Source organism: Shewanella fidelis ATCC BAA-318, assembly GCF_000518605.1.
GTDB classification, from domain to species: Bacteria; Pseudomonadota; Gammaproteobacteria; order Enterobacterales; family Shewanellaceae; genus Shewanella; species Shewanella fidelis.
Genome location: NZ_JADX01000027.1, coordinates 1 through 23,381, shown reverse-complemented (window position 1 = coordinate 23,381; position 23,381 = coordinate 1). Strand labels below are relative to the sequence as shown.

Below are 23,381 nucleotides of genomic sequence, written 5' to 3'. Positions count from 1 at the left end.
AAGTAACAGATCAAAGCAAGGTGGAGAGCAAGGATATGAACAATTACTCATTAGCGTTAAACGTGCAGCAAAGACCAGAAGTGCTAGAGCGTGTTTTGCGCGTCGCTCGTCATCGTGGTTTTAAGATCGCTAACTTAAGCATGCAGCTGAATAGTAATAACAGCACCAGCATCGATATGTTGGTAGAGAGTGAGCGTGAGATTGGCTTACTGACTAATCAAATAAATAAGCTGATTGATGTGATCGACTGCCGCGTATTATTCAGCGATCCAAGTGCAGCATTAGTAAAACAAAAAGGGTGAGAAAATGGCCGCTAAAACAGCAGAATTAATTTGGTTCAATGGTGAAATGATGCCTTGGGGTGATGCTAAGGTTCATGTCATGTCTCACGCGTTGCATTATGGTACGTCGGTATTTGAAGGTATACGCGTTTACGACACGCCAAATGGCCCAGCAGGATTTAGGTTAACTGAGCATGTGCAGCGTTTATTTGATTCGGCCAAAATCTATCGCATGCCAATTCCATATAGTTTTGATGGTGTTATGCAGGCCTGTCGAGATGCGGTATTAGGTAATAGCTTAAGTAGTGCTTATATCCGTCCATTGGCATTTTATGGTGATGTTGGCATGGGGATAACCCCACCTAAAGATGCTGAGTGTGACTTGATGGTTGCTGCTTTTCCTTGGGGAGCTTATTTAGGTGAAGACAGCATGGATGCGGGTGTTGATGTGGCGGTAACCTCATGGAATCGCCTCGCGCCAAATACCATTCCGACAGGGGCAAAAGCGGGTGGTAATTACCTTTCTTCATTACAAATTTCGACAGAAGCTAAGCGCAATGGCTTTGATGAAGGTATTGCGCTTGATACTAACGGTCTTGTTAGTGAAGCAGCTGGCGCCAATATATTTGTGATTAAAAAGAACAAAATCTACACACCGCCGGCTACTGCCGCTATTCTGATGGGGCTAACACGAGACACCATTATTACCTTGGCACGGGATCAAGGTTATGAAGTGGTTGAAGAGCCAATGTCGCGCGAGTTTCTTTACCTTGCCGATGAGATCTTTATGACGGGCACAGCGGCTGAAATTGTGCCAGTGCGCAGTGTCGACAGAATTGAAGTCGGCAGCGGCAAGCGTGGTGAGATCACCAAACAAATTCAGCAACGCTTCTTTGGGTTATTTAACGGAGAAACCCAAGATAAATGGGGCTGGCTAGAGGTGTTATAACACCCATAAGCCCCTTTAGAGCATAAATATTAAGTAGATTATACAAATTGAAGTGGTCTAATTGATTTAGATTAGGCAATAAAGAATCAGCATAAATGCATTGATGAATGACGCATTTGATATCAAGGATAAAGCAATGCCAAAACTACGTTCAGCAACCAGTACAGAAGGCCGCAATATGGCTGGCGCACGCGCATTGTGGCGTGCAACAGGCGTTAAGGATAATGATTTTGGTAAGCCGATTATCGCTATTTCAAACTCGTTTACTCAGTTTGTTCCGGGTCATGTACACCTTAAAGATATGGGGTCACTCGTTGCTGGCGCGATTCAAGAAGCTGGCGGTATCGCTAAAGAGTTTAACACTATTGCGGTCGACGACGGTATTGCTATGGGACACGGCGGTATGTTGTATAGCTTGCCGTCACGCGAACTCATTGCTGATAGCGTTGAATATATGGTCAATGCTCATTGCGCCGATGCCTTAGTGTGTATTTCTAACTGCGACAAGATCACTCCTGGTATGTTGATGGCGTCATTACGCCTGAATATCCCAGTGATTTTTGTGTCTGGTGGGCCGATGGAAGCGGGTAAGACTAAGCTATCAGATCAGCTAATTAAGTTAGATCTGGTTGATGCCATGGTCGCAGGTGCTGACGAGCGTGTATCAGATGAAGATAGTGAAAAGATTGAGCGTAGTGCCTGTCCGACTTGTGGTTCATGTTCGGGCATGTTTACAGCTAACTCAATGAACTGTTTAACAGAGGCTCTAGGTTTATCATTGCCGGGTAACGGCTCTATGCTTGCGACTCACGCTGATCGCCGAGAACTGTTCTTAGAAGCTGGGCGTCGCATCATGGATTTAACGACGCGCTATTATCGTGATAATGATGAATCTGCGTTGCCACGTAATATCGCCAACTTTGATGCTTTTGAAAATGCGATGACACTTGATATCGCCATGGGCGGTTCTAGTAATACCGTGCTGCACTTACTTGCGGCAGCGCAAGAGGCTGAAGTGGATTTCACTATGGCGGATATCGATCGTTTATCTCGCTTAGTACCTCATCTTTGTAAAGTCGCACCAGCAACACCAAAGTATCACATGGAAGATGTGCATCGCGCTGGCGGAGTGATGGGCATTTTAGGCGAACTAGACCGAGCTGGCTTACTGCATAATAACGCCTATCACGTTGCGGGAAAAAACCTTGCTGAAGTGTTGGCTAAATACGATATTGCCCAGAGTGATGACGCTGCTGTACATAAGTTTTACTCTGCAGGTCCTGCAGGGATCCCAACCACGAAAGCCTTTAGCCAAGATTGCCGCTGGGACAGTGTAGATAACGACCGTAAAGCGGGCTGCATTCGTAGCCGTGAATTCGCTTTTAGCCAAGAAGGTGGTTTAGCAGTGTTAGCAGGCAATGTCGCTGTTGATGGTTGTATCGTCAAGACTGCGGGGGTAGAAGTCGAGAATCACACCTTTATAGGCAGTGCGCGTGTGTACGAAAGCCAAGATGATGCCGTAGCTGGTATTTTGGGTGGCGAAGTGGTTGAGGGGGATGTTGTGGTGATCCGCTATGAAGGGCCGAAAGGTGGCCCCGGTATGCAAGAGATGTTGTATCCAACTAGCTATTTAAAATCACGTGGCTTAGGCACTAAATGTGCACTTATCACTGATGGTCGTTTCTCCGGCGGTACATCTGGCTTATCAATTGGTCATATCTCTCCAGAGGCCGCAGCGGGTGGCACAATTGGCTTAGTGCAAAATGGTGATCGTATTGAAATCGATATCCCTGCGCGTTCAATTAAACTGGCTATCAGCGATGTTGAGTTAGCAGCTCGTCGCACAGCTATGGAAGCACTAGGTAAAGATGCTTGGAAACCGTTAGGGCGTGACAGACAAGTATCGCTGGCGCTCAAGGCCTATGCGCTACTTGCGACCAGTGCCGATAAAGGTGCGGTGCGCGATACTAGCAAATTGGTGTAATGGATTTTACGGCTTTTAGAGGTAGTTTATGTTGGCTTTAGCATCACAATCGCAACTGGATTTAGCCCACTATTATTTACAGAAAATCTTACTGTCGTCGGTTTACGATGTCGCTAAAGTCACGCCGCTTTCGAGCATGAATAAACTGTCAGCTCGTTTAGGTTGTCAGGTATTTTTAAAGCGTGAAGATATGCAGCCGGTGCACTCTTTTAAACTGCGTGGCGCTTACAACAAGATCGCAGAGCTCAGTGCCGATGAGTGTGCCTGCGGCGTTGTGTGTGCATCTGCTGGTAACCATGCCCAAGGGGTGGCTATGTCAGCGTCGGCTCGCGGTATTAGTGCGGTGATTGTGATGCCCGAAACCACTCCTGATATTAAAGTTGATGCGGTTAGGCGTTTAGGTGCTGAAGTGGTGCTGCATGGGCAGGCATTTGATCAAGCTAATGCACATGCTCAAAGTTTAGCTCGAGATGAAGGTCGAGTTTATGTGGCGCCCTTTGATGATGAAGCTGTTATCGCCGGACAAGGCACAGTCGCACAGGAGATGCTGCAACAGCAGCGAGATCTTGAAGTGGTATTTGTACCAGTTGGTGGTGGGGGCTTGATTGCGGGAGTTGCTGCTTATTACAAAGCGGTGATGCCGCAAGTTAAAATCATCGGTGTTGAACCTGAAGATTCAGCATGTTTAAAGGCGGCGCTCGATGCTGATGAGCGAGTGGTTTTGCCACAAGTAGGTTTGTTTGCAGATGGTGTGGCAGTTAAGCAGATTGGTGCAGAGCCATTTAGACTTGCTCGTGAGTATGTGGATGATGTCATTACAGTGAGCTCAGATGAAATTTGTGCTTCGGTGAAAGATATCTTTGAAGATACGCGTGCCATTGCTGAACCATCGGGGGCGCTGGCGTTAGCTGGATTGAAAAAGTATATCGGTACTAGAGGTAAAGGTGAAAAGCTTGGCGCGATTTTAAGCGGTGCTAACGTTAATTTTCATAGCTTACGTTATGTATCTGAGCGTTGTGAGTTAGGTGAGCAAAAAGAAGCTATCTTAGCGGTTAAAGTGCCTGAGCGCCCGGGAATATTTCTACGCTTTTGTGAGCTACTTGAGCAGCGTGCAATGACCGAATTTAATTACCGTTTTAGTAGTCGAGACAAGGCGGTAGTCTTTGCAGGTATTCGATTGTCGAATGGCCAAGACGAACTCAATGAGATTATTACTAAATTGGAGAGTGAAGGCTTTGGTGTTCAGGATTTATCAAGTGATGAAACTGCTAAACTACATGTGCGTTATATGGTCGGCGGTCAACCCCCTGAGCCGATAGAGGAACGTTTATTTAGTTTTGAGTTTCCGGAGCACCCGGGAGCACTGTTTAAGTTTTTAACTACATTGCAGAGTAAGTGGAATATCAGTTTATTCCATTATCGTAATCATGGCGCGGCTTATGGCAGAGTATTGGCGGGGTTTGAAGTACCCGAAGCGGATAGTTTGCCGTTTCAGCAGTTTTTAACTGAATTAGGTTTTGTATATCAAGAAGAAACCCAAAGTCCTGCTTACCAACTGTTTTTAGATAATCGTAATTAGTCCGTTAATTCGCCAAAAAAGGCAGTGGTATTTTATATATCGCTGCCTTTTTTATTACAGCGACTAACAACGAATATTTATCAGCTAGTCGGTTGATAGTATTGGAGCTTCTTCTGTAGTATGGTCAGAAAGTCATCTTTAAAGGGCTTTACCCTTTAAAGATGGAACAATAATATTCCACTAAAGACTGACTATATGTAGGGGCTAAACAACTTGTTGAGTTTAGCAGTATGGCATCAGTCAAATCTTAACCTTATTAGATCGCCAAGTTTTAGAGGAAGAATCATGTTACCCGCACCTTTTATTGAGCCATTTAGTCCTCCGCGCCGCATTTTAATGGGGCCGGGGCCATCGGATGTTTACCCTGAAGTGTTAGCCGCTCAGGCTAAGCCAACAATCGGCCATTTAGACCCATTATTTGTCGATATGATGGATGAGCTTAAATCGCTGATTCAATATGCTTTTCAAACTAAAAACGAGATGACGTTAGCAGTCTCTGCTCCGGGCAGTGCAGGCATGGAAACGTGTTTTGTTAATTTAGTTGAGCCGGGGGAAAAAGTGATTGTTTGCCGTAACGGCGTGTTTGGTGAGCGTATGCGCCAAAACGTAGAGCGTGTTGGCGGTATTGCGGTAGTGGTTGATAACGAATGGGGCGAGGCGGTTGATGCGGATCTGGTCGAGAGCGCATTAGTTGCCAACCCTGATGCAAAATTCTTGGCGTTTGTGCATGCTGAAACCTCAACAGGTGCATTATCTGATGCTAAAACTTTATGCGCATTAGCTAAGCAACACGACTGTTTATCTATTGTCGATGCGGTGACCTCATTAGGTGGCGTTGAACTGAGAGTGGACGAGTGGGGCATCGACGCCATTTATTCAGGTAGTCAAAAGTGTTTGTCTTGTGTGCCGGGCTTATCTCCTGTTTCATTTTCACCCGCTGCGGTGGCGAAATTAAAAGCACGTCAAACGCCGGTACAAAGCTGGTTTTTAGATCAAACGTTAGTAATGGGTTACTGGGATGCATCGAGTGACGGTAAGCGTAGCTATCATCATACAGCCCCAGTTAATGCGCTGTATGCCTTACATGAATCACTACGTTTATTAGCTGCTGAAGGGCTAGAGCTTGCTTGGCAGCGTCATGCTGATATGCACCAAGTATTGCGTCATGGTCTACAGCGTTTAGGGTTACGTTTTGTAGTGACCGAGGCCGATCGTTTACCTCAGCTAAATGCGGTGTATATTCCGGACGGAATCGATGATGCAAAGATCCGTAAACAGCTGCTAGAGAACTATAATCTTGAAATTGGTGCAGGTCTTGGCGCGCTTGCAGGCAAAGCCTGGCGTATCGGCTTGATGGGTTACGGTGCTCGTAGAGAAAACGTGGCTTTATGTTTGAAGGCACTGGAAGAAGTACTAGCTTAGCCAACTCAATTCGCTATTGATTGAAGCATAAAAAGTCCGCTCAGTTGAGCGGACTTTTTCAGTTAAAGAGATAAGGTTTAGAAAGTGTAATCCACTTTAACCCAAGCGGTGCGACCAGGTTCGTTAACTTGGAATGTTGGCTCGCTTCCCGGAATATCATTACCGGCTCCAGAGCGGCTAATGTGCTCGGCATAGGTAATATCAAATAGGTTTTCAACACCGAAGCTTACCAATAGGGCATCGTTGTGCTTCCAGCTTGCATTGAATGAAAGCGTACCAAAGCCGCTGCTTTCTGCTAAGTCTTGCCCTGAAATATTACCTTCACCAATAGCAACTCTATCTTGAGCTGCGACTAAGCGCCATAACAGACCTGCCGTCCATTGGTTGTATTGGTAATCTAAAGTAATACGCCCCTCTAATGGTGGAATTTGCCCTAGTGGTGTGCCTGCGGTGTCGTTGTCACCGTGGCTATAGCTAACGCTTGTTTGAGTAGAAAAGTGTTCGGTTAGCGGAATAGTCGCAGCGACTTCACCACCATAAATCGTTGCGTCAATGTTGTATGCGCTGGTTTTCTCTGTATTGGCATCAATGAGGATGTAATCACGAATTTCACCGTAAAATAGCGAGGTAGAGATAGCGATATCCGCTTCATAGATCCAGCCAATATCAAGCTGAGTCGTTTTTTCTGGTGCTAAATCGAAGGCTTTTTGGCTTGGGTTGTTTACATCAGCTTTCATTATCTCCCAATAATCTGGGATACGTTGTGCATGGCCGATACCTGCGTAATATTGGCTATTGCCAGTTGATAATTCGTAGCGACCATAACCACTGAATAGGTCATCACTGCGCTCACCTTTTTGCGCAACCATAAGCTCTGTTTTCCAGTGATCATAACGTGCGCCTGCAAGCAACTGTCCGCGAGATAATTCATAGGTCGATTCAAAAAATAGGCCGCTGGTTTGATAGCGCATATTGTCTTTGAACGGCTTATTGAGTAGATCGTCGAGCCCGTTATCTACAGCGGGGTTAATACTGCGGCCATCATGGGTGCTGTCCATGTGATCGACACCGAGTGTTAATGTCCAGTCACTTGCTAAGCTGAGATCGAGCCATAAGTGGCCGCCCTGAGTTGCTCGTCTAACGTTAGTGCCTGAATTGACCCCTTGGTCAAATTGATCCATTACATGGTCGTTTTCATTGCTGTAGGCCTGTAACTCAATACTATTTAACCAATCGCTCTCAAACTCATGTTGCAGTAATAGGGTGTAGTTTTCATTGCTGATCTCACGTGCTTTATTAGCGCGGTCGGCGTATTCGGCTTCACCTGATGAACTGCCATAGGCTAGTTCTAAAACGGTTTGTTCAGTTGGGGTCCAACCTAGCGCAAAGTTGTAGTTGGAGCGGTCGTAACTAGATTGCACTTTATTGCCGTCACCATCTTTGTAATGGTCGCTTGAGGATTGGTTGACGTCCATATCGAAGTAGTGTTTTTCGTCACCCGCTTTTAGCTCAACTAAGTAGTCGGTACGACCAAAGCTGCCAGCTGTCATGCTGGCGCGGCCATCAAGGCCGGGTTCATCAAAGCTATGGCGATCCTTTTCAAATAATACGGTGCCCGCGCTGCCAACTGGACCATATTTTACTGTTTGTGGGCCTTTAATTACGGTGATATTGTCGTATGCTTCAGGATAAATATAGGCAGTTGGTGGATCCATACGACCACCACAGGTTCCTGCAACATGCTGACCATCATCAACAATACTAAGTCTTGAGCCACCTAAGCCACGCAAGCTTGGGTCTCCGCCGGCACCGCCCTTACGGCCGATACTAAATCCCGGAATGGTCTTTAAAAATCCAGCGCCATCATAAGCGGGTAATGGTAAACGAGGCTTCTTTGGATCGGTATAGGTTTTTGTTGGCTCCTTCATTAACTCGCCAGTGACCACAATACGCTCCACAGACTGCGACTTATCGGGCTGGGCGTTGTCCGCTAAACAGGGAAGAGAGATTAGCCCTAAGGTGACGAAAGGGATCGTCAAAAAGTATTTGTTGTTCATCATGGTATCACTGTCGTTATTTATTTTTGGCCTGTTTTACAGGGCTTTATAAATACAACAAACTGATTTATTCCAAGGTGCGACAAAGGGTCACAGGTAGGTGTGACACATCTTACTTTTTAAGCGAGTGAGTTAATAAAAAAGGGCGAGATTATCGCCCTTACAATGATAACTAATCTATTAACTGATTAGCTGCACAATAATCATGATGATCAGTAGTGGACAGATGTATTTGACATACCAAGGCCATACTTTCCAGAAAAGACTATTAGCTTGCACACCCTCTTGCTGGCCAATTGCTGAAATCAGCTGATTTCTGTTCCATACCCAACCTAAATAGATGGCAATACCTAGCGCTATTAGTGGCTGTGCACGCTCTGTAGTTAGGGTGATCATAAAGCCGAATAGGCTGTCGAAATTAAACACCACAACCAGAGATAGCGCTGCAATTAAGCTGCCTACAAGTAAGGTTGCTTTGTCGCGGCTTAAGTTAGTTTTCTCAACTAGGTAGCTGGTGGGCACCTCAACAATTGAGATTGCCGAAGTTAAACCAGCAATGGTCATTAAGATAAAGAACACAATCGCTAACAAATATTGAGTCACTCCACCAATAGTATCGAATAGAGCGGGTAGTACGGTGAACACTAAGGTATCAGAATTCAACAAACTGCCATCTTCTGCAAAAATCTGTACGCCGTTATGTTGAGCTACATACATGGCTGGAATAACCATTAATGCTGCTAAAAATGCCACTGATGTATCGGTTAATGTCACATAGGCAGTTAGCTTCGCTAGGTTTTCTTTTTGGCTTAAGTAGGCACCATAGACCATCATGGCGGCGGTTCCTATGGTTAACGAAAAGAAGGTTTGCCCTAATGCACCAATTAATACATCTGCATCAAAGACCCTTGAAAAATCAGGTATTAGTAGTACCTCTAACCCTTTCATTGCGCCCGGTTGAGTTAAGATATACACCACACCAGCGACTAAGATCAGTAATAACATAGGCATTAAACGTTTAGACCAGCGCTCGATCCCTTTTTGTACACCTTGGCGGATCACTAAAATCACCATAGCGATAAAGATAAGAGTAAACACTAGATTACGTGACAAACTAAAGTCCATTAACCAATTGGAGGCTTGGGTTTGACCACTGATTTCGGCGATTGGGGCTATTGCAAAGCTAACAAACCAGCCAGATAAAATACTGTAGAAAGTACAGATCAACGTAGCTGTGATAATCGAGATAAAGCCAATAGTCTTACCAATTTTTTTGCTCAGCGGTGTATTGGCGACTTTAGCCATGGCATCTGCAGGGTTGGTTTGGCCGTGGCGACCAATCATGAGTTCAGCCATTAACATTGGGTAGCCGAGTACTAAGATCAGAAACAAATAAACCAATAAGAAAGCACCGCCGCCATGTGTGGCTGCTTGAGTTGGGAATCCCCAAATATTACCTACACCAACAGCAGAGCCTGCCGCGGCCATGATAAAGCCTATTTTTGAGCTAAAGTGCCCTTGTTTTACCGTACTCATTGAAGCTCTCTTTCTAATGATCTTGATCAACTAAGAGCGCGCATATTAGAGCTTTAAATTTATAGGTCAACGCTTTAAAGTTTCGCAAAAAAATACTATTAAGCTATACCTTGTCGTGTTTGGTGTAAAAATTAATTTAAAAGTTCGTTAGATTGCTTTTAGTTGATATTTTTGTGCGTCAAGCTTATTTTGTGCGAGGCTATGCGCAATAAAATCATTGTTGATTTAAAGACAAAAGTGCGAGCGAATGCACAAATTATAGTCGTAAAGAGCTCGAATGGTAGAGCTAGCGGCAGGTTATGCCGCTGGGAGTGGAAGTGCTAAGAATAATCTGATGATACAAGCTAGCATTAAATAGGCAGTGGTATACTGGTTTGGTTTTTAACTTGCTTTAAGACAAAACTGGAGCGCACACCAGCAATATGATCATTCGTCGTTAGCTTATCTAACAAGAACATTTTGAAGTGTTTCATATCACTTACTAGTACCTTGATTTGGTAATCTGCATCACTACCAGTAAGTAGGCTACATTCCTGAACCTCATCATAACTACTTATTTTTGCTTCAAAAGCGTCTAGTATTTCACTTGAGTGTTTCTCTAATCGGATCTGGATATAGGCCGTAAGTGCCAGATTAAAATGTTCAGCGCTAAGTAACGTGGCATACCCGCTAATGTAGCCAGACTCTTCGAGTGATTTAACTCTTCTTGAGCACGGAGAGGGAGATAGACCCACTTTTTCAGCTAATTCTTGGTTTGACAATTTTCCATGCTGCTGCATGAGCTTGAGAATGTGCAGGTCAATTTTGTCTAATTGCAATTCAGCCATTATCGGCCTCGCTTTTTATTTGTTTTATGGCAGGCAGAATACCGCAAATAGAATTGAGTGCAAGTAAGCCAATGCCTAGGCTAGCTAGGCATAGGTTTGAGGCCTATCTCTTTTTGCTGGTGGTGACTTGCTTAGTTAACATCATAGACCACCTAGTCCATACAAATTCGGTGATATAGATACTTAAGGCCGCTATAGTGCCGCCAATGGCTGTCGATGCTAATACATCTTGGGGCCAATGCATGCCAAGCAGCATGCGACTAAAGCCCATAGTTAATGCCCAACTAAATAGCAGGGCTGGTAACACAATAATGCCCGTGGATAGCAGGTAAAAGCCCACTACTAACGCAAGAGTTACTGCAAATAGGGTGTGCCCCGACGGAAACGCATAACCGACTTCATGTTGCCAGTGGCTTTTAATCGCGTCGCTAAGTTTTAGATCTGGGCGGGCAATATCAAGTTGAACAATAGCAATGCCAATCATTTGTCTTTTTTCCGCCTTATCATGTTGATAAAAGTCTTGAGTATTCAGTAAATATGCTTGCTCAAGCAATGCGGCATTAGGTCTTGGCTCGGCAAAATAAGGTTTGAGAAAGTGGTTTAGGCTTAATGTACTAGCCATACTAATAGAGACTGCTAGCACCAGTTTGCTGAAATTGTTCATACTCATACTGCGATAGCTAGCAGCTAGAATAATCAGACCTGTGATGATGCCATAAGGTGCAGTGCCAGTACTTGTTAGCCAATAAAGTGCTGTGGATGGCCAAGAGTCGAGAGCTATGCTGGGAAATAGGCTGTAATTGGTTAGCAAAATTGTGGCCGGAAACAGCATTAATATCACCCAAACTACGATGGTAATGATTTTGCTATGTTGAGGCGTAACTAGGTTATGACTATCAAGATATTGGTTATTCAAAAAAAGCCTCAGTGCGTAAGGGTGAAATAAAAAATACTATTAAGAGCCTATCTGTCAAAGCTGCTGCATTCTAGCCCTCGCGCATGAAAGCTAAATTAATCTTATTTTATTGAATACTTAATTGCTTGAAAGGCTCTAGTCATTTTGCAGGTCTACTGCAAAAAATAGGAGTCTTACATGCTAACAATAATCAAACCTTTACCAGTAGCAAACAGCGTAGTGATAGCACGCATCTTGTTTGCGATCTTTTTGTTACTTACGGCGATGCCGCGTTTTAGCGCAGCTGATGCGAGTTATTTTAATCAGCAGTTAGCTGAAGTGGGGTTGCCAGCATTACCATGGTTGGCGCCGTTGTTAGGCATAGTGCAGTTGCTGGTGACTTTGGCGCTTATTGCGCCGCAAATGCGCGTTTCACAAGTGTTACTGTATCTCTATGCAGGTCTAGCAACAGTGCCTCTATTGATGCTGTTTACACATCCTGTTTGGCTCGACAGCTTAGGTGGCTTTCCTGCAATTGGTGCTGGACAGGGACTCATTAAGTATCTAGGTATCGTTGGCTTAGCCTTGTTTATCAGCTCGTTTTACAGCAGTAACAAAACGATTAATGAGCTTGCTATTAAGCTAATGTTAGCCGGAGTTGTGCTCGTTATGCTGTGGATAGGAGGCATGAAGTTTACCCAATATGAGGCTGATGGCATTGAGGGCTTGATGCGCACCAGTCCATTATTTAGTTGGATTTATGATGTGTTTAGCGTGCTGCACGGTTCTTACTTTATCGGCGTGATTGAGCTGATTGCGGTTGCCGGTATTGCATTACTGCCTTGGTCTAAGAAAGCTTATCTTGCAGGATTAGCGGTTGCGGCGCTGACCTTTGCAGCGACACAAACTTTTGTGCTAACGCTGCCAGCTTATGAAACGAGTCAGGGCTTTGCTATGCTCACGGGTAGTGGCCAGTTTATTGTTAAAGATTTAGCTCTACTGGCATGTAGCCTTATTTTGATTGCTAAAGTTTTTGAGAGTAAGGGCTTTAGCGAAGAGTAATTGGTTGGTGCCTTAATAGATAAATACAAAAAAGAGCAGCTAATATACTCAGTATTAGCTGCTCTTTTTGATTAAACCTAAGAACTTGTTGGAACTAGTCTTCAGCGTTTAATTTAGCTTCAAGTGCATCAACTTGTGCTTGTAATGCTTCTAGCTTCTCACGGGTTTTTATCAAAACGTGTTGCTGCACTTCAAACTCTTCGCGAGATACGACATCTAATTTTTGTAGCTGGTTTTGCAGTACTTGCTTGCTGCGTTCTTCAAATTCGCCTGCAAATTGCTTTAATCCACTAGGAAGGTTTTCGCTTAATTGCTTAGCGACTTCTTCAATTTTTTTCGGGTTAATCATTGTTTGTATCCGCTCAAGTGCATAATGCTGTATATGTTTTGATTGTACCTTAGGCTATCACTATTGCCAAAATAATCACCATTGAGTGTGAATCAAGGCTCGATAAACCAATGCATAATAAAAAGCCTGCATTACTGCAGGCTTTTGCTTTGGTTTACAAGTTAAGCGTGGGAAGCTTTGTTCTCTTGCGTATTTAATGTTTCATCAAATACAGGAAGAGGTTCATGTTTTTCTGCCAAGTAGGTGTAAATTACTGGTAGAACGAACAAGGTGAATACGGTACCAATCGCAAGGCCTGAAACAATGACTAAGCCGATATTGAAGCGCGCAACAGCACCCGCTCCAGAGGCAAATAACAGCGGGATCAAACCGGCAATCATTGCTGCTGTAGTCATTAAGATTGGGCGTAAGCGAATCGTTGCTGCATGCTTAATGGCATCCATTTTACTTAGGGCATTATGTAGCTGCTCTTCTTTAGCTACTTCACACATCAAAATACCGTGTTTGGTGATAAGGCCAACTAAGGTGATCAAACCAACTTGGGTGTAGATATTCATGGAAGACAAACCAAACACGTGGGTCCAGCCTAACGCAACTAAAGCACCGCTAATGGCTAGTGGCACAGAGACCAAGATAACCAAAGGATCTTTTAAGCTTTCAAATTGACTTGCCAGTACCAAGAAGATGATAGCCAAGGCTAACGCAAAGGTCGCATACAAGGCAGAACCTTCAGTAACATATTGACGTGCTTCACCTAAGAAGTCGTAGCTATAGCCTTTAGGTAGTTCGTTATCGCCAATGTTTTTTAGGAAAGCAATCGCATCACCAATGGCTACACCGGGTGCTGCAACACCACCTACGGTAATGGCATTCATCTGGTTGAAGTGAGGTAACGAGCGCGGCTCAGAGATAATCTCTACATCAACAAGACTAGATAATGGGATTGAACGACCATCGGCAGCAGTGAGGTAGTAACCCGCCAACGCTTCAGGGTTGGCACGGAGTGCTCGTTCAACTTGTGGGATCACTTCATAAGAGCGACCGTCTAAGTTAATGCGGTTTACGTAGCCATCGCTCATCATGGTAGTCAGTGTCAGACCGATATCTTGCATTGTAATGCCGTATGCACCTGCTACGTCACGCTTAATATGGATCTTCATCGAACCAGAGTCGAACTTTAAGTTGACTTCTGAGTACACGAACAACGGGCTTTGCTGTACTTTTTCCAGCACACCAGAACCAATTTGAAATAAGCTCTCGAATGAGTTTGAGCTGGTAATGACAAACTGGATAGGTAAACCACTTGAGGCACCCGGTAGCTCAGGCATTTGGAAGGTTGTTACCGCCATGCCTGGTACGTTTTTCACTTCTTTACCAAAGAACTCCTGCATCTGCTTTTGGCTCTTGTCGCGTTCGCTCCAAGGTACTAGTGGCGCAATACCAAAGGCTTGGTTAGCGTTAGGTACGCCAACAAAAGCTAAAGATGCAGCCGCTTCTGGCTGAGCGCTGATCATATCGGTCACTAAGGTCATATTCGCTTGCACATAATCAAGGTTAGCGCTTGATGGTGCTGTTCCCATCATCATGACCACGCTCTTATCTTCATTTGGTGCCAGCTCTGACGGAATAAAGCTAAATAAGATAGGTAAAGAGGCAAATACGATAAAGGCAAAAGCAATCACCACTGGGCGCTTATCAAGCACTGCGGTAAGCATACGGTTATAACGACTCGTTAGACCTTCTAAGAAGTTTTCAACACCGCGCTCAAAACGATTTGGCTCAGAATGTGCTTTAAGAATTTTTGAGCACATCATAGGTGACAGGGTAAGTGCCACAATACCTGAGATAAATACCGCTCCAGCGAGCGTTAAGGCGAACTCTTTAAACAATGAGCCGGTGATGCCACCCATTAGCGCAATTGGCGCGTATACAGCAGCAAGTGTGATGGTCATTGAGATCACCGGCACCGCAATTTCACGAGTACCGATAATCGCGGCTCTAAATGGCGTTTCACCTAACTTGATATGTCTATCGACGTTTTCAACAACCACGATGGCGTCATCTACCACCAGACCAATCGCTAGCACCATTGCCAGCAGGGTCATCAGGTTTAGTGTAAACCCGAACATCTGCATGATAACGGCGACACCGACAAGAGATAGTGGAATGGTGACAATAGGAATAATCACAGCGCGGAAGGAACCTAAGAACAGGGTGATAACCACGATCACAATCAGCGCGGCTTCACCAATGGTCTTGATAACTTCGTTAATTGATTCATCAATTGCCAGTGATGAGTCATAGAGCACGCGAGCCTTCATTGAAATAGGCAAGTTACGCTCGATTTGCGGCATCATGGCTCTGGCATCCGCAGCTACAACAAGTGGGTTGGCTGTTGGAGTAACATCTAGGCCAACCACAACTGCTTCTTGGCCATCGGCTAGCGCACGATATACATCATGGCTCTTTTCTAAGTTAACCGTAGCGATGTCGCCTAAGCGGATCACTAAACCATTTTTACTGCCAATAACTAACTTTTTAAGTTCTGCCACAGTAGCCACTTGAGTATCAGCGGTGCCGTTTAACAGAGTAAAAGTATTGTTAGTTTGGCCGACAGCTGACTGATAGTTGTTGGCCTGAAGCACATTCATCACATCAGTTGCTGAGAGATTAAATGCGCCCATGCGAGCAGGGTCTAACCATATACGCATGGCGTATTTAATACCGCCATAGAGGTTAACTTTAGCTACACCATCAATGGTGAAGAGTTCTGGCTTGACCACGCGCTCTAAGTAGTCAGTGATCTGGCTAGAGTTAATTTGATCACTATAAAACGAGATATACAGTGCTGATGTTTGTGCGCCGGTCGACATCTCAACAGTCGGGTCTTCAGCTTCTTTTGGTAGCTGCGAGCGCACCGAGTTCACCTTGGCCAGAATATCAGCCAAAGCGCCGTTGGGATCAGTATTAAGCTTCATATACACAGAGATTTTAGAACTACCCAAAAAGCTGTCTGACGTCATAAAGTCAACGTTGTCAGCTTGGGCTAAGGCTTGCTCTAAAGGCTGGGTGATAAAGCCTTGAATTAAGTTTGAGTCGGCACCGTAGTAGCTGGTGGTTACCGTTACTACAGTGTTGGTCATTTCTGGGTATTCACGCACTTGCATGCTTTTAAGTGCATAAAAGCCCAGCAGTAAAATCAAAAAGCTGATTGAGGCGGCAAGAACCGGCCTGCGAATAAATATATCAGTAAAGCGCATTGGCTAACCTCCGCTTACAGCTGTGGCAATGTGGCTGGAGGCGTTAATGCATCGTCCTCAGTCACTTTGACTTTACTGTTATTGCTTAAGCGAACTTGGCCTGAAGTCACTACGCTATCACCGGCTTTAATGCTGCCACTGACCAAGGCATTGAGCTCATCACGTTCAAGTACAGTTACATTCACTTGCTTAACGCGTTTTACTTGCTCGCCGTTTTCAGTCTTCTCTTCAATTAGGTATACAGAGTCACCGTAAAGGGTAAAGCTAATGGCAGTTTGAGGCAGTACGACTTGCTCTGTTAACTCAGGCAGTTGAATGTCCACTTTAGCAAACATACCACTACGTAATTTTGCGTCGCTATTAGGGATCTGCGCTTGTACCTGAATTAGGCCGCTTTGATAAAACACTGCGGGCTCAATAGCAGAGATCACGCCCTCAAATGGTTCAGTTGGGTATGCGTCAACATACACATGAACGGTTTGTCCGGTAGCGATACGCGATAGCTGAGTTTGCGGAATAGTAAAGCGGATCTTCATCGTGCTGATATCTTCAAGACGTACAATATCGGTACCTGCTTGTAGATACTCACCTAAGTTGACGTTACGAATACCGACTAAGCCAGCAAATGGCGCTTTAATTTCACGGCGATCAATGGTGGCACTTAGGCTTTCAATATCAGCCATTAATGCAAGATACTTAGATTGGCTGTTATCAAGATCTTGCTTTGATACTGAATTTTGCTTGTAGAGTTTGCTTAAACGTTTAAAGTCGGCCTCAGCTGCAGGTAGTTGCACTTGTTTGCTTTTTAAGTTGGCTTTTTCAACTTTCGAATCAAGTTCAATTAGCATTTGTCCTGCGGTTACAGGGCTACCGTTTTCAAACTTAATTGCTGATACCACACCTGAAAGCTCATTGGCGATGGTGACGCCTTGATTTGGCTCGACAAAACCAATGGCATTAATGGTAGGTTGCCATGTACTTTGTTTTACATCGATAGCCGTAACTGGGGCAACAGCTTCTGGCATATTGGCAATTGCATCGGCAATTTTTCCTTTAATAAAAAGATTAAAACCAATAACTGAGCCGAAGGCCAGTACAGCAATGATAATCATCACCAGGGTCCACTTTTTCATGTCCTGATAACTCCTTTAGTTTGTCGGTGTGGTTGGAATAACTATAGCTCGCCAGCATAAATCGCAGGCGAGCGTGATATCTTTTTCATCGTATTCAATCAGGCCACGTCTCATGGCTCTGGCCATCGCCATAGAAGGTTCCATAGCAATAGCGTATAGAGCTCGTGGGTGTAGTGGCTGAATAATTCCTTGCGCTAAGCCCTCTTCAAAAAGGCTGTGCAGTGGCTCAAACAACTTCATTTCGAGTGCGCGGATCTCATCGGTGTGAGTTCCCGGTAAGTTTGCGTATTGCTCATAGCTTAGATTCGTTGGTGAAGGCTGCTTGCCGTAGTTGTGCATTTTCATCCAAATACGTTTAAAGCGTTCTTCCAGTGTGCCAAGGTGATGATCTTGCAAAATCGCAGCAGCAACTTGCGATAACACATCTTTTCTAAGCTCTAAGATCAGCTCATCTTTATCTTTAAAATAGCGATAGATAGTACCTGCAGCGACACCTGCTTCACTGGCGACTTGCTGCATTGATAATCCCTGAATACCACTGGTCGAGATGATTTTTTCGGCAGCACGCAAGATTAAATTGTATTTGTTGTGCATAATAAGATCGAAAATGAATGAACGTTCATTCATTAAGTGTAGTGCCTGTATAAATTAATGGCAAGTAGTCTGACGAATGTATATGTCGTTTTTGAGTCTTACTAAATGATAAATATAGAAGAAAAATTTTGACTGCGAGATAGTGTCGATAACTTTTCCGATCGTCATCGCGTTTCTGCTATCATTCGTCTTTTGTTGCCTTCCTTAATATCTTGGTTATAACGTACCCATGAAGCTCAATCCTGGACAAAATGACGCCGTTCACTACGTCAGCGGCCCTTGCTTAGTACTTGCCGGCGCAGGCAGTGGCAAAACCAGAGTGATCATTAATAAGATTGCTTATCTGGTGGAAAAGTGTGGCTATAAAGCGCGAAATATTGCTGCTGTGACTTTTACCAATAAAGCTGCGCGTGAGATGAAAGAGCGTGTATCGCAATCGATGGGACGTAAGGAAGCGCGTGGATTATGGATCTCGACTTTCCATACTTTAGGGCTTGAGATCATTAAGCGTGAACACAAAGTCGTTGGCTTAAAACCAGGCTTTTCGTTATTTGATGACCAAGATACGTTAGCTTTGCTGAAAGAGCTTACCCAAGACGAGCTTGATGAAGATAAAGATTTACTGCGACTACTCGCTACGACAATTTCCAATTGGAAAGGCGACTTGGTGATCCCGGCTCAAGCAAGAAAGATTGCAAAAGACGAACAGCAACAGCTATTTGCCTTGTTGTACCAGCGCTATGCGCAACACATGAAGGCTTATAATGCGCTGGATTTCGATGATTTAATTTTGCTACCCACTCTGCTGCTTCGCCAAAATGAAGAGGTTAGAACTCGTTGGCAAACCCGCATTCAATATATGCTGGTGGATGAGTATCAAGATACCAACACTAGCCAATATGAGATGGTTAAACTGTTAGTGGGCGAACGGGCTCGTTTTACCGTGGTAGGCGATGATGATCAGTCTATCTATTCTTGGCGTGGGGCAAAGCCGCAAAACTTAGTATTACTAGGTAAAGACTTCCCTAAGTTGAAGCTGATTAAATTGGAGCAAAATTATCGCTCGAGTCAGCGTATTTTGCGTGCGGCAAACATATTAATCGCCAATAACCCACACGTTTATGAAAAGTCATTATTCAGTGAGTTGGCCTACGGTGAACCTATTCGAGTATTGATTGCCGCCAACGAAGAGCAGGAAGCCGAACGTGTGGTGGCAGAGATGATCCGTCATAAGTTTGTTGGCCGCACCGGTTACGGTGATTACGCTATTTTGTATCGTGGTAACCATCAGTCACGCCTACTTGAAAGGGCGCTTATGACTAACCGAATTCCGTACAAACTCAGTGGTGGTACTTCTTTCTTTGGCCGCGCAGAAATTAAAGACATCATGGCTTACCTGCGGTTAATTGTGAATCCTGATGATGACAATGCATTTTTACGCATTGTCAACTTACCTAAGCGTGGTATTGGTCCAGCAACACTTGAGCGTTTAGGTAACTTTGCCAATAAAAAGCAAATCTCAATGTTTGCTGCAATTTTTGAAGCAGACTTAAACCATGAGCTGCCTCCTGCTGCAATGTCTAGCCTGTATCAGTTTGGCCGCTTTGTGGTTGAAACTGGAGATTTAGCAGAGCGTGGCGATCCGGTTGATGCAGTTAAGCAATTGATCAGAAAAATCAATTACGAAGATTATTTGTACGAGACAAGTGCTAGCGCTAAAGCGGCAGAAATGCGTATGAAGAATATTTCTGAGCTATATCGCTGGGTAACTGAGATGTTGCAAGGTGATGATTTAGATGAGGGCATGACTTTACCTGAAGTGGTGACTCGTTTAACGCTGCGCGACATGATGGAGCGTAATAGTGAAGATGAAGGCGGTGACCAAGTTCAGCTGATGACCTTACATGCATCAAAAGGATTGGAGTTTCCCTATGTATTTATGGTGGGCGCAGAAGAACGAATTTTGCCGCACCAAAGTAGCATTGATGAAGACAATGTCGATGAAGAGCGCCGCTTAGCGTATGTGGGGATAACCCGGGCGCAAAAAGAACTGTGGTTTGTGATCTGTCGGGAGCGTCGTCAGTTTGGTGAAACGATTCGCTGTGAACCAAGTCGTTTCTTAATGGAGCTACCACAGGATGATCTGATTTGGGAAAATCGCAAACCAGTGCAAACTGCCGAGCAGATACAACAATCAGGACGCTCTAATATCGCTAATTTAAGAGATATGTTTAAGAATAAGTAGAGCTGTTACTTTTGGCTTAATATGTGTGCATAGTGCAACTATGCACACGCTTGCTTGATGCTTCTATCAATTGGCGTCAACGGTAACTCAAGCACCTTGCCGAGCACGACTCCCTGACCAATTTCAAAGCCTATATTTTGTAAAACACCTAGCTGTCGCTCATCACTGATCCCTACGGCAAAGACAGCAATGTCTAATGCTTGTGCGGCACTAAAGTAGGCTTTGACCAGTTTTAAATGTTGGCTATTTTCAAGATGACTACAGTAGCTTGGATCGAGTTTGAGCGCATCAACGGGTAAAAATGTTAAGCTACTAATTGCACTGTGTGCACTACCATAACCTTCGATACCTAAATTGATATCCAATGAACTTAGGCTTTCGAAAGCACTAATATGATTATTGGTATTTTGGACAAAGGCCTTTTCATCGAAAAATAAAGTGATTTTATTTTTGTCAAAAGTGAATTGTTTTACCCTATTTTTTAAGGCGCGTAATGCGTATTTGTGGTTTAAATGTTGGCTAGAGATTGACGCGTGTAACTGCACTTTATTGCCATAAACGCTCTGCAATTGGCTAAAGCTATTATTAACCATTTGGAATAGATAGTTATCCAATTCAATAATCATATTGCAGTGTTCAGCGATATTATTTAATTGGTTTTGTTTTATTTTTCCTAGTGTAGGGTGATGCCAAAATAGCCTAGGTTCAAGTGCTACAACTTCTGCTGTGTTTAACCGCATGATGGGCAAATAGCTGATCTGTAGTTGCTGGTTGCTGATTGCAGCCTTAAGTTCATTTTCAAGTTTTATATCGGTAATTTGCTGTTTATTGACCTGATTATTAAAAATTACAAAGCAGCCTTTGCCCTGTGACTTGGCTTGATACATTGCTGTATCAGCATCGCGTAAAATTGACTCACTAGTGTCTGAGCGATTTTGGCCACTCATCGAGATCCCAATGCTGCCGCTTGAATTAAACTGCTGGTTAGCTAACTGATATGGCCTAGAAAGCTCTGCTAATACTCTTTGTGCTACATCCTCTGCGTCTTGAGAGTCGCTAATGGAATCGAGCAAGATGACAAATTCATCGCCGCCGAGTCTGGCCAGCATATCGTTACTTCTAATGCAAAGTTTTAGGCGTTTAGCGGTCTCGATTAAAAACCTGTCGCCCTCTAAATGCCCTAAAGTGTCGTTAAGAAGCTTGAAGCGATCCATATCGATAAATAGCACCGCAAAACGATTTAAGGTATGGCGCCTTACATGTTTAATTGCTTGAGTTAGTCGCTCCATAAACATTGAGCGGTTAGGTAGACCCGTTAAATTATCGTGCTTTGCATCATGCACTAATTGACGTTCAATGCGTTTACGTTGGCTGATCTCTTTCTCTAAATCATTATTGGCATCAGCTAGCGCCTGAGTGCGTTGATTGACTTTGTCTTCCAACTGCTCGTAACTAAGTTTGAGTGACTCTGCTGATAGTTTCTTTTCAATTGCAGTCGCTATGTGTTGAGACACAAAAGTTAGTAGCTCAAGATCTTTCTCTTGATAAGTTTGACTAAAACTATAGCTGTAGATAGTTAAAGCACCGCTAACTTGACCGTGAATAAAGAGTGGCACAGCAATCCATTGGTGGATCTCTTTAGTGTCATTGAGCTCTGGTGCGGCCTTGTAGAGCTCGCCTGAATCGATGAGCGCATTTATATCGCTCTTTTCAAGTAACCTTGGCTTATGGTTAAACAAAATATATTCGGTAAGGCCATCGCTTAACGGGCGAGACTTTGGTGGCTCGATATCAAACTGTGACACAAAATAGGGGAAAGTCAGGCTGTTTCGCTGTTCATTTAGTAATGAAATAAAGCAGTTGTTGACCGGCAGTAAGTGGCTAATGACTCTGTGGATCTCACTATAAAACTGCTGATTGTCGATATTGGAGTTGGCGAGATCTGCGATTTCAAACAAAGACTTTTGCAGGCGCTCAGCACGGCGGCGCTCATAAACTTCTTGTTTGAGTTTGTTATAAGCAATACTGAGCTCTTTAGTTCGAGTGTCGATAGCTTGCTCAAGCTGCTCTTGGTTATTTAAGCGTTGAATAACACCGGAGATATGGTGACTAATGAACTGCATTAGCTCAATTTCTATTTCAGAATAGCTAACTTCAGGGTTGTAGCTTTGAAAGACTAATACGCCAATCGTTTGCTCAGCACTTTTTATGGGAGTACCAATCCATTGACAGCAGGAGCTACCTCGAAGGGTTATCGCGTTAGATTTTACCAATTGCTGATAAACATCATTATCACAGATTAGAGTTTGCTCTGTTTTTAGTACATATCCAGTTAAGCCGCTATAGAGGGTTTCAGATAAATCTTCATCTGGGTAGCAGTCATCAGGGTGAGCATCCTTTTCATCAAGAAAAAAAGGAACTTCGAGTTTGCCAGTTGCAGCGTTTTGGGTAGCAACAAAAAAGTTGTCCGCAGGAATTAGTGCATTGACTGATTTATGTAGTGATGAATAGAACTCTTTTGGAGTAGTAACACTGGCGGCAAAGTTAGAAATTTCTAACAGGGCATTTTGTGTTATTTCAGCTCGTTTGTATTGAAGCGCTAGCGCTTTTAATCGAGCAATCCTTTTATGTAGCCTCAGTGTCGTCTTTGACTGAGATGTTTCTTCCCTAAACATGGTTTCCGCCAATCGCTATTGTTTTAATTTGATTAGGATTTGGGCTAATCCATATTGATAGCATGAAAACAGAGCACATCCAAGTCATTATTTTGACACTGGCCGATAAAAAAGTGTACAAATGACTCAAATCTTGAGCGAACGCACACTAAATTAGTAAAAAAAGCAAAACAAGTGTAGACGGCAGGGCAATTTGCACCTACTATATGCCCCGCTAACAAGGCAAGGCACCCATAGCTCAGCTGGATAGAGCGCACCCCTCCGGAGGGTGAGGCCGAGGGTTCGAATCCTTCTGGGTGCACCAGAATGGAAACGAGCGTTGTTAGTAGGAAGTATCAGTGGTGATTGTAGCTCAGTTGGTAGAGTCCCGGATTGTGATTCCGGTTGTCGTGGGTTCGAGCCCCATCAGTCACCCCATTTTCCTAAAGCTTTAAAGACTCGGTGATTAGCGCAGCCCGGTAGCGCATCTGGTTTGGGACCAGAGGGTCAGAGGTTCGAATCCTCTATCACCGACCACATTTATAAATAGCGAG

The 23,381-nt window shown here is 44.1% G+C and carries 16 protein-coding genes and 3 tRNA genes; 10 read left to right on the top strand and 9 right to left on the bottom strand.

The features are described from left to right. Positions 1-35 precede the first annotated feature (35 nt). From ilvM to L884_RS0113140, 5 genes are all read left to right on the top strand, one after another. Complete coding sequence (gene ilvM / locus L884_RS0113160) at positions 36-302, top strand: acetolactate synthase 2 small subunit (RefSeq protein ID WP_028767941.1); 267 nt, start codon at positions 36-38, stop codon at positions 300-302. 4 nt (positions 303-306) lie between these two features. Beyond that, positions 307-1,230, top strand: coding sequence for a branched-chain amino acid transaminase (locus L884_RS0113155; RefSeq protein ID WP_028767940.1), 924 nt, complete (start codon positions 307-309; stop codon positions 1,228-1,230). A gap of 136 nt (positions 1,231-1,366) precedes the next feature. Next, complete coding sequence (ilvD, locus tag L884_RS0113150; protein ID WP_028767939.1) at positions 1,367-3,214, top strand: dihydroxy-acid dehydratase; 1,848 nt, start codon at positions 1,367-1,369, stop codon at positions 3,212-3,214. 28 nt (positions 3,215-3,242) lie between these two features. After that, entirely contained in the window at positions 3,243-4,793 is a 1,551-nt protein-coding gene (gene ilvA, locus L884_RS0113145) for a threonine ammonia-lyase, biosynthetic (RefSeq protein ID WP_028767938.1), read from the top strand. Between the two features lie 285 nt (positions 4,794-5,078). Then, positions 5,079-6,215: a pyridoxal-phosphate-dependent aminotransferase family protein gene (locus L884_RS0113140; RefSeq protein WP_028767937.1), complete on the top strand. Its 1,137-nt coding sequence runs from the start codon at positions 5,079-5,081 to the stop codon at positions 6,213-6,215. A 77-nt stretch (positions 6,216-6,292) separates the two neighbouring features. Here the strand turns inward: L884_RS0113140 and L884_RS0113135 are convergent, their stop codons facing one another. From L884_RS0113135 to L884_RS22075, 4 genes are all read right to left on the bottom strand, one after another. After that, positions 6,293-8,275, bottom strand: a complete 1,983-nt coding sequence (locus tag L884_RS0113135) for a TonB-dependent copper receptor (RefSeq protein ID WP_037410915.1) — start codon at positions 8,273-8,275, stop codon at positions 6,293-6,295. 177 nt (positions 8,276-8,452) lie between these two features. Next, positions 8,453-9,808, bottom strand: a complete 1,356-nt coding sequence (locus L884_RS0113130; protein ID WP_028767935.1) for a sodium-dependent transporter — start codon at positions 9,806-9,808, stop codon at positions 8,453-8,455. A gap of 350 nt (positions 9,809-10,158) precedes the next feature. After that, positions 10,159-10,635, bottom strand: a complete 477-nt coding sequence (locus tag L884_RS0113120; protein WP_028767934.1) for an Lrp/AsnC family transcriptional regulator — start codon at positions 10,633-10,635, stop codon at positions 10,159-10,161. A gap of 103 nt (positions 10,636-10,738) precedes the next feature. Next, on the bottom strand, positions 10,739-11,551 hold the full coding sequence (locus L884_RS22075) for a phosphatase PAP2 family protein (RefSeq protein ID WP_051435631.1): 813 nt from the start codon (positions 11,549-11,551) through the stop codon (positions 10,739-10,741). A gap of 177 nt (positions 11,552-11,728) precedes the next feature. On the opposite strand from L884_RS22075, the gene L884_RS0113110 reads away from it, so the two are divergent. Further along, positions 11,729-12,592: a DUF417 family protein gene (locus L884_RS0113110; RefSeq protein ID WP_028767933.1), complete on the top strand. Its 864-nt coding sequence runs from the start codon at positions 11,729-11,731 to the stop codon at positions 12,590-12,592. 94 nt (positions 12,593-12,686) lie between these two features. On the opposite strand, the gene ubiK is transcribed toward L884_RS0113110, so the two are convergent. From ubiK to L884_RS0113090, 4 genes are all read right to left on the bottom strand, one after another. Then, the gene (gene ubiK / locus L884_RS0113105; RefSeq protein WP_028767932.1) at positions 12,687-12,941 is read right to left on the bottom strand and encodes a ubiquinone biosynthesis accessory factor UbiK; all 255 of its coding nucleotides are present in this window, start codon (positions 12,939-12,941) and stop codon (positions 12,687-12,689) included. Positions 12,942-13,102: 161 nt separating this feature from the next. Continuing rightward, on the bottom strand, positions 13,103-16,201 hold the full coding sequence (locus L884_RS0113100) for a multidrug efflux RND transporter permease subunit (protein WP_028767931.1): 3,099 nt from the start codon (positions 16,199-16,201) through the stop codon (positions 13,103-13,105). A 14-nt stretch (positions 16,202-16,215) separates the two neighbouring features. Then, on the bottom strand, positions 16,216-17,334 hold the full coding sequence (locus tag L884_RS0113095; protein WP_028767930.1) for an efflux RND transporter periplasmic adaptor subunit: 1,119 nt from the start codon (positions 17,332-17,334) through the stop codon (positions 16,216-16,218). A gap of 15 nt (positions 17,335-17,349) precedes the next feature. Continuing rightward, a complete protein-coding gene (locus L884_RS0113090) occupies positions 17,350-17,961 on the bottom strand; it encodes a TetR/AcrR family transcriptional regulator (protein WP_028767929.1) in 612 nt (203 codons plus the stop codon). A gap of 196 nt (positions 17,962-18,157) precedes the next feature. On the opposite strand from L884_RS0113090, the gene rep reads away from it, so the two are divergent. Then, positions 18,158-20,173: a DNA helicase Rep gene (rep, locus tag L884_RS0113085; RefSeq protein WP_028767928.1), complete on the top strand. Its 2,016-nt coding sequence runs from the start codon at positions 18,158-18,160 to the stop codon at positions 20,171-20,173. Between the two features lie 38 nt (positions 20,174-20,211). Here the strand turns inward: rep and L884_RS0113080 are convergent, their stop codons facing one another. Beyond that, positions 20,212-22,848 carry a sensor domain-containing diguanylate cyclase gene (locus L884_RS0113080; protein ID WP_028767927.1) on the bottom strand — a complete coding sequence of 879 codons (2,637 nt, stop codon included), beginning with the start codon at positions 22,846-22,848 and terminating at the stop codon, positions 20,212-20,214. 227 nt (positions 22,849-23,075) lie between these two features. Here L884_RS0113080 and L884_RS0113075 point away from each other — a divergent pair. The 3 genes from L884_RS0113075 to L884_RS0113065 all read left to right on the top strand — a co-directional run bounded on the left by L884_RS0113075 (position 23,076) and on the right by L884_RS0113065 (position 23,364). After that, a tRNA-Arg gene (locus tag L884_RS0113075) sits at positions 23,076-23,152 on the top strand. A gap of 37 nt (positions 23,153-23,189) precedes the next feature. After that, positions 23,190-23,265, top strand: a tRNA-His gene (locus L884_RS0113070). A gap of 22 nt (positions 23,266-23,287) precedes the next feature. Next, positions 23,288-23,364 (top strand) — tRNA-Pro (locus L884_RS0113065). The last annotated feature ends 17 nt before the right edge of the window (positions 23,365-23,381 follow it).

Coding starts and splice junctions, on each gene's coding strand:
- ilvM (WP_028767941.1), top strand. CDS start 36: ATGAACAATTACTCATTAGCGTTAAACGTGCAGCAAAGACCAGAAGTG.
- L884_RS0113155 (WP_028767940.1), top strand. CDS start 307: ATGGCCGCTAAAACAGCAGAATTAATTTGGTTCAATGGTGAAATGATG.
- ilvD (WP_028767939.1), top strand. CDS start 1,367: ATGCCAAAACTACGTTCAGCAACCAGTACAGAAGGCCGCAATATGGCT.
- ilvA (WP_028767938.1), top strand. CDS start 3,243: ATGTTGGCTTTAGCATCACAATCGCAACTGGATTTAGCCCACTATTAT.
- L884_RS0113140 (WP_028767937.1), top strand. CDS start 5,079: ATGTTACCCGCACCTTTTATTGAGCCATTTAGTCCTCCGCGCCGCATT.
- L884_RS0113135 (WP_037410915.1), bottom strand. CDS start 8,275: ATGATGAACAACAAATACTTTTTGACGATCCCTTTCGTCACCTTAGGG.
- L884_RS0113130 (WP_028767935.1), bottom strand. CDS start 9,808: ATGAGTACGGTAAAACAAGGGCACTTTAGCTCAAAAATAGGCTTTATC.
- L884_RS0113120 (WP_028767934.1), bottom strand. CDS start 10,635: ATGGCTGAATTGCAATTAGACAAAATTGACCTGCACATTCTCAAGCTC.
- L884_RS0113110 (WP_028767933.1), top strand. CDS start 11,729: ATGCTAACAATAATCAAACCTTTACCAGTAGCAAACAGCGTAGTGATA.
- ubiK (WP_028767932.1), bottom strand. CDS start 12,941: ATGATTAACCCGAAAAAAATTGAAGAAGTCGCTAAGCAATTAAGCGAA.
- L884_RS0113100 (WP_028767931.1), bottom strand. CDS start 16,201: ATGCGCTTTACTGATATATTTATTCGCAGGCCGGTTCTTGCCGCCTCA.
- L884_RS0113095 (WP_028767930.1), bottom strand. CDS start 17,334: ATGAAAAAGTGGACCCTGGTGATGATTATCATTGCTGTACTGGCCTTC.
- L884_RS0113090 (WP_028767929.1), bottom strand. CDS start 17,961: ATGAATGAACGTTCATTCATTTTCGATCTTATTATGCACAACAAATAC.
- rep (WP_028767928.1), top strand. CDS start 18,158: ATGAAGCTCAATCCTGGACAAAATGACGCCGTTCACTACGTCAGCGGC.
- L884_RS0113080 (WP_028767927.1), bottom strand. CDS start 22,848: ATGTTTAGGGAAGAAACATCTCAGTCAAAGACGACACTGAGGCTACAT.